Consider the following 6,748-nt stretch of genomic DNA (forward strand, 5'->3'; position numbering starts at 1 on the left):
GTATTAAATAATTCTCAGTATTCAGGTATAGAGTCAATTGCCCCTACATCCCCCATTCTGGCACTGATTCGCCTCCCTGGTCATATCATTTGTCCGAATAATATTTTTGAGCGTTAAACTGGCAAAATATATTGGTCTAACAATATACCTAGTATGAGGACTTATGTTTGTCAGACTGATGACTCCACCATAACTGGTAGAAATAAAATTTACTTAAAATTGTTAGTGCAACAACCACAACGGGAAAACTTAATATGCAGCTTCATCTAGTCTTGTAGCTAGGCTTGATCGCTGTATATGGTATTGGAAAATTGTTGTCGGAGGTGAAACCAAATTTGGTCAGTATCCAATCAATAACACAAAAACTCGTGATGAACCTAATTGCACTGCACTAGCACAAATGGCAGTCCACACAAGCCATTGAGGCAAATTACTGTGAATAGATGCTTCTACACTCAGCAGTTTTGTAGCCCAATAGCCTTATTGGTAACAAAGTTCTGCTTTCTACTGACTCAGCAACCTAACTCCCTGATCAGATTAACCTTTATCCGACTGCCATTACAGCAGGAAAGCGGTGCATGAAATCCCAAGTAAACAGTAAGCCGAAAATTTTGGTTGTTGATGATGAACCCGACAACCTTGACTTGCTTTACCGCACCTTCTATCGCGACTATAAGGTGCTGAGGGCAACATCTGGCCCTGCGGCTCTGGACTTGCTGGCGCAAGAGGGAGAGGTTGCAGTGATCATCTCTGATCAGCGAATGCCGATCATGAGTGGTACCGAATTTTTAAGCCTGACGGCAACTCAATATCCAGATATTATTCGGATTATTTTAACGGGCTACACTGATGTCGAAGACTTGGTGGAAGCAATCAATGCGGGTAAGGTGTTCAAATATGTCACCAAACCTTGGGAAGCGGAAGAACTCAAAGCTGTAGTTCGTCAAGCCCTGGATACTCATAATGTCCTCAAAGCTCGGACTCGTGAACTCACCCGTACCCTACGTCAAGAGTCACTACTGAACACTGTGACAAATACAATTCGCAGTGCCTTAGACTATCGACAAATTTTACAAGCGATCGCCGATACAGTAGGTCATATGTTAGAGGTGGATGTTTGTTTATTACGTCCCTTCCAAGATGAGCAATTAGTAGATGAAGGGTTTATTTACCAGAAAGTTGCACCAGAGTATAGCTCTAGCCAGGAAACCCGTACCCAGCTACTTCTAGCTGATACTGTGTGGGAAACCCGCGAGGTACAGATCATTCATGATGTAGTAGGTGATGAGCGCATTCATGGAGATACCCCCGAACTAGAAAAACGAGCCACTGCTTTTGCTTCTGCTCACATCTGCTCTAGTTTAGTAGTACCCCTAATTTGGCAACAAAAGTTGATGGCAGTGTTAGCACTGCATCAGTGTCATCAAGCTCGCGTTTGGGAAAAAGATGAGGTGCAGCTGGTGTTGATGGTGGCAGATCAGGCAGCTCTGGCTCTGTCGCAAGCCTACGCCTACGAGCAAGTGCGATCGCTAGCCAAGCGAGAAGCCTTAATTAATACAATTACCACAGCGATTCGCTCTAGTCTGAATCCGCAAGATATCTTTGCAGCTATTACTCAACAACTAGGACAAGCTTTACAAGTGGATGGCTGTGTCTTGTCTTTATGGACAGAGGAAGATGAGTATGTCCAATGTGTGGGCTTGTATGATAGCTCTCACAATTTAGATAATTCCAACTCACCAATCAAACATGAGTTATGGGAATTACCGGAATCACAGGTACCAATTTTAGAAAATCCGATTCTGCAAGCCATATTGCGAACCCATGAGCCTGTAGTTATTGCTGATTTGAGCCATTTTACCTCAGATATCCAAGGGTTTGATTTACTTGGAAAAATGGCAGCGCGATCGCTCATGGTTGTTCCCTTAGTCGCTGATGGCAAATGTATTGGTAGTATCACCCTGCGAGAAAGTTGCCAAGCTAGACGGTGGCTCGCATCTGATATTGAGTTAGCCAAAGCCGTAGCCGCACAAGCCGCGATCGCCGTTCAGCAGTCACACTTATACCAAAAAACTCGTGAGCAAGCCGAGCGTTTACTACAATTAGATAAACAAAAAACCGAGTTTTTTCAAAATATTTCCCATGAATTCCGCACTCCGATCACCTTAATTCAAGGGCCATTAGAGTCAGCTGTCAATACAGGCGAGGGATTATCTTATAGCCAAAGTGCGATCGCCTTGCGTAACTCCCGGCGTTTGCTCAGACTCGTCAATCAACTACTGGATCTACAACGCCTCGATGCTGGCAGAATGCAACCCAGTTTCCGTCCCTGTGATCTTGTCGAGTTTGTTAGTCAAATAGTCGAGTCATTTCGTCCCTACTGTGAGAAAAAATCACTACATCTGGTGGCAGAATTGAATCCATGCCCCACAGTGTACTTAGATATGGAAAAATTTGACAAAGTGGTCTACAACCTGCTGTCAAATGCCATGAAGTTTACACCTGAAGGTGGCTCCATCAGCGTCAAACTCCAACCAGAAGACAACCATTGCATATTGCAAGTACAAGATACAGGAATTGGGATTATTCAAGAGCAGATTCCGCAATTATTCGAGCGATTTCGCCAAGCTGAAGGCTCAGAAAATCGCTCCTATGAAGGTAGTGGTTTAGGTTTAGCTCTAGTTAAAGAATTAGTAGAACTGCATGGTGGCAAAATCACAGTCGAATCAGTCTACGGTAGAGGCACCACCTTTAACTTATGGCTGGTTGTAGGTAATACACATTTACCCACACAACAAGTCTCCGATACCCCAGTTGAAATCAATACTAGCCGCGCTTATGTGGAATTGGCTGATTTAGAACTGGTAGAGTCAACTACGGAACATATAGAAAGTATTAATTTATCACTACTTACTGAAACTCAGAATCCTCAGCCAGAAGCAACAGCCGCATCTACAAACGTCGATAGTCAGCACTCAATTTTAGTTGTAGATGACAACCCAGATTTGCGAACCTATGTATCTGATATCCTCCGCCGCAGTGGTTATCAAGTTCAGACAGCGCGAAATGGTTATGAAGGCTTTGGTAAAGCACAAACAATTGCTCCTAGCTTAATTGTTACGGACTTAATGATGCCAATGGTGACGGGACTAGAAATGATTCGGATGATCCGGAGTGAAGAAAAGCTCAAAGGCACACCCATCATCTTACTGACAGCTAAAGTTGATGAAGAAACCCGCATTGAAGGCACAGAACATGGAGCCGATGCTTATTTAGCCAAACCATTTAATGATCGGGAACTTCTAGCGGAGGTTCGCAATCTTCTAGCCTTGAAAGAAAATGAAAGGCGGGTTTTGGAACTCAACACTTACTTGACAGAATCAGTTCTCAAACGATTTTTGCCACCAGCATTGGTGGCAAAAGCGGCTGCGGGTTCTTTGAGCTTGGATTTGCGACCAGAACCACGCTTAATTACAGTTTTATTTAGTGACATTGTGGGTTTTACACAATTAGCTAATACCCTCAGATCCCGAAGGGTAGCAGAATTGTTGAATGAATATTTAGAATCTATGACAAAAGCGGTGTTTGATAATGGCGGCACCGTGGATAAATTTATGGGGGACGCTATTTTAGCTTTATATGGAGCGCCAGAAGAACTAACACCAAATGAACAGGTGCGCCGCGCTGTGAATACGGCTAGAGCCATGCACAGTTCCTTGGCTCAGTTAAACCAGAGATGGCGAGACCAAGGTATATTTGATGCTGATAACAGTGGTGGAGTGCAATTCCGTTGTGGTATTCACCAAGGTACGGCTGTAGTGGGAATGTTTGGTAGTGCTGAGAGAGCAGATTATACTGCGATCGGGCCTAGTGTGAATATTGCAGCGAGATTGCAAGCTGCTGCTGTTCCCGGTACTATTTTGGTGTCGGCTGCCGTGGCGGATTATTTACAGGATGAAGAAATCACTAAGGGTAGTCCACTCAAACTCAAAGGAGTTGATGAAACAGTTTTAACCTTTGCTGTAACACCAAATTTAACAATTAAAGTGTGAGTCAAAGCACCGGAAGATATTTGGTATCAAATTTAATATGACAACATCGGTTGCGGATAAAACTCCCATTTCAGCCCAAGTTTGGCGACGACATCAAGATCCCCCAGGGTTGTGGATGGCTGTAGCTATAGGCTCATTGTCTCTGCATTTGCTAGCCTTTTGGTGGATGCGATCGTCTAATACCTTGAGATTTTGGTTTCCCCAACAAAGCCAAGCGATCGCTCCCATTGAGTTGATAGAAATTTCACCTCAGTCATCAACCACCAAACCACAATCACCACCACCAGCAACTAAACAAGCAGCAGCACCACCCACATCTACAAATCAACAGGAGCAAGGTTTAAATATTGGTGGTAGCGTTCAGCAAGAAAACAGTAGCAATACATCTCCACCCAATACACAAGCCTTTACGGAAGAAACATTTCCTCAACCAGACACTACCTTTACACCAACCCCAGAACCTACACAGCCAACTCCACAATCCCAACCAGAAACTACACAACCAACTCCATCACCAACAGCCATAGTTCCATTGAATGAACTGCCTTGGAATCGTCGTCAAGATATCGAACTGGGGCAGGGAACGCCATTACCATCAAATATCCCATCTCTTACGCCAGAACAACTCGCCGAGTCAGAAGCAGTAGAAGAGAAAACACCACGCACTCTGGATGAAGAAACTGCTAGTGATTCCAGTGATGATAATTCTGATGTTAGTGGAGAAACCGCAAGTAATTCTCCTGTAGACAATTTATCCAGTTCCAATGGAGAAAATGCTAGTAATTCAAGTGATCATAATTCATCTAATCCTGACACTCCCAATACTCCATCTGGGAGCAATTCACCGACTCCAACTGTTGGCGGATCTATAGCTACTGTGTTTCCTATCGCGGACACTGAAGTGCGCCAACTCATACAGGAGGGGAAAATCGGAGATAATGACTTACCTGATGTTTTTGCTGTATACCAGGGCAGTCAGACAAAAACTCTAGATCCTAGCTATCTTCCTAACAATTCTAAGCTTCAGCCTGCAAAGTTATTAGCTAGTTTAGTCATTGATCAAAATGGCAACTTCCAGCAAGCCGTAGTTCTAGGCATCGAACCAGCTAGCTTACAAAGTGAAAAAAGTTTATACGAGCAACTGATCAACGAGGTGATGAGGAACGAAAGCTGTCTCCCATCTCAAAGCCGCGATGGTAAACCCATAGACTTGAGTAATTGTTATATATGGATCACCATTGAGTCTGTAAAAGCTAATTAGGGACTTGAATCTTAAATCAAATAGTGCTATATTAATAGGGTTAAAAATTGCGGGCGTAGTTTAGTGGTAAAACTATAGCCTTCCAAGCTATTAATGCGGGTTCGATTCCCGCCGCCCGCTTAACGACTAAAACCCTTGTGAGATAAGCCTTGCAAGGGTTTTTGTATTTATGGGATAGTTATTTTAATAGTACCTATGCACTAAAAGTAGACAAAAATTTGGGATGTAAAAGCTGGTGGTTATCTAAGCTTCCACCATAATGAAGTGAAAAAAAACAAGTCTTTATACCAATTCACGAAAAGTATGATACAGATAAATAAGGAATAAATATTAACGAGCAAAGATGGCTGGAGTAACCAAAGTAGAAATAAAAGAGTCAGTAGAGGAATTACATGAGTTGCTCTTAAAACAAAAAACAGCATCAAGTTTTGAACGGATTCAAGCTTTGTATTTGCTGAAAATAGGACAAGTGAAAACAATACAAGATGTAGCGGTGGTAGTAGGAAGGGCAAGGGTAACGGTACAAAGATGGTTAAAAAATTATCAAGAGTCGGGAATCAAGGGTCTATTAACAACTCTAAAGAGTCCAGGGCGACCTGCAATAATTAGCTTACAAGTAAGAGAGCAGCTAGACAAAGAGCTTCAAGAATCGGAGGGATTCAAAAGTTATGAGGAAATCCGAACATGGTTAAAAGCAGTAGAAGGGATAGAAGCATCATATAAAGTAGTACATGATACAGTGCGCTATCAAATGAAAGCAAAGCTAAAAGTGCCGCGAGCAGTAGGTATTAAATACGATAGCGAAGCAGAATCAGAATTTAAAAAAACTGCCACAATACCTAGAAGTAATAAAAAACACGTCATAGCACCAGTAGATAGGCAAAAAACAATGAGATATTGGTGTGGGGACGAAAGCCGTGTGGGATTGAAGACTGAAGCTGGGAGACTAATTACTAAAAAAGGAGTCAAGCCCATCGGCATTATGCAATGGAAGCGGGATAATTTTTACTTATATGGATTAGTGGAACCCTTAACTGGAGAGTATTTTATCTGGGAATTCTCTCATTTGAATACAGCCTGTTTCAATATTTTTTAGAAAAATTTTCCCAGACTTATGCTCAAGATATTCATATTCTTCAGTTAGACAATGGGGCTTTTCATTTAAGTCAGCATCTGAAAATACCAGAAAACATAGTTTTGTTATTTCAACCTCCACATACACCTCAAGTTAATCCAATAGAAAGATTGTGGGAAGAAGTTAAAAGGCATCTAACTTGGGAAAGCTTCTCAAATTTAGATGAATTAAGAGAATTTATCTGGAAGCGATTGGAACAATTAAACACATCAGTTGTTGCTTCTATCACAGGTTGGGATTTTATTCTTGATGCTTTATTTGTATCAGGCTTTTCGTGAATTGGTATTAGCTAATCTTTAT

Annotated in this window: 4 protein-coding genes and 1 tRNA gene; all 5 read left to right on the forward strand. The window is 42.2% G+C overall.

The features are described from left to right. The first annotated feature begins 578 nt into the window (after positions 1 to 578). Positions 579 to 4,052, forward strand: coding sequence for a response regulator (locus NOS7524_RS26675; RefSeq protein WP_015141597.1), 3,474 nt, complete (start codon positions 579 to 581; stop codon positions 4,050 to 4,052). Positions 4,053 to 4,089: 37 nt separating this feature from the next. After that, positions 4,090 to 5,313 (forward strand): hypothetical protein, encoded by a 1,224-nt coding sequence (locus NOS7524_RS26680; RefSeq protein ID WP_015141598.1) that lies wholly within the window; start codon positions 4,090 to 4,092, stop codon positions 5,311 to 5,313. A gap of 49 nt (positions 5,314 to 5,362) precedes the next feature. Then, positions 5,363 to 5,433 (forward strand) — tRNA-Gly (locus tag NOS7524_RS26685). A gap of 223 nt (positions 5,434 to 5,656) precedes the next feature. After that, positions 5,657 to 6,409 carry an IS630 family transposase gene (locus NOS7524_RS29755; protein WP_015137665.1) on the forward strand — a complete coding sequence of 251 codons (753 nt, stop codon included), beginning with the start codon at positions 5,657 to 5,659 and terminating at the stop codon, positions 6,407 to 6,409. Between the two features lie 35 nt (positions 6,410 to 6,444). After that, a complete protein-coding gene (locus tag NOS7524_RS30855) occupies positions 6,445 to 6,726 on the forward strand; it encodes a transposase (RefSeq protein WP_235622437.1) in 282 nt (93 codons plus the stop codon). The last annotated feature ends 22 nt before the right edge of the window (positions 6,727 to 6,748 follow it).

The organism is Nostoc sp. PCC 7524, assembly GCF_000316645.1.
Lineage (GTDB): Bacteria > Cyanobacteriota > Cyanobacteriia > Cyanobacteriales > Nostocaceae > Trichormus.

Excerpts from the sequence above, each read along its gene's own strand:
- NOS7524_RS26675 (WP_015141597.1), top strand. The coding sequence starts at position 579 with ATGAAATCCCAAGTAAACAGTAAGCCGAAAATTTTGGTTGTTGATGAT.
- NOS7524_RS26680 (WP_015141598.1), top strand. The coding sequence starts at position 4,090 with ATGACAACATCGGTTGCGGATAAAACTCCCATTTCAGCCCAAGTTTGG.
- NOS7524_RS29755 (WP_015137665.1), top strand. The coding sequence starts at position 5,657 with ATGGCTGGAGTAACCAAAGTAGAAATAAAAGAGTCAGTAGAGGAATTA.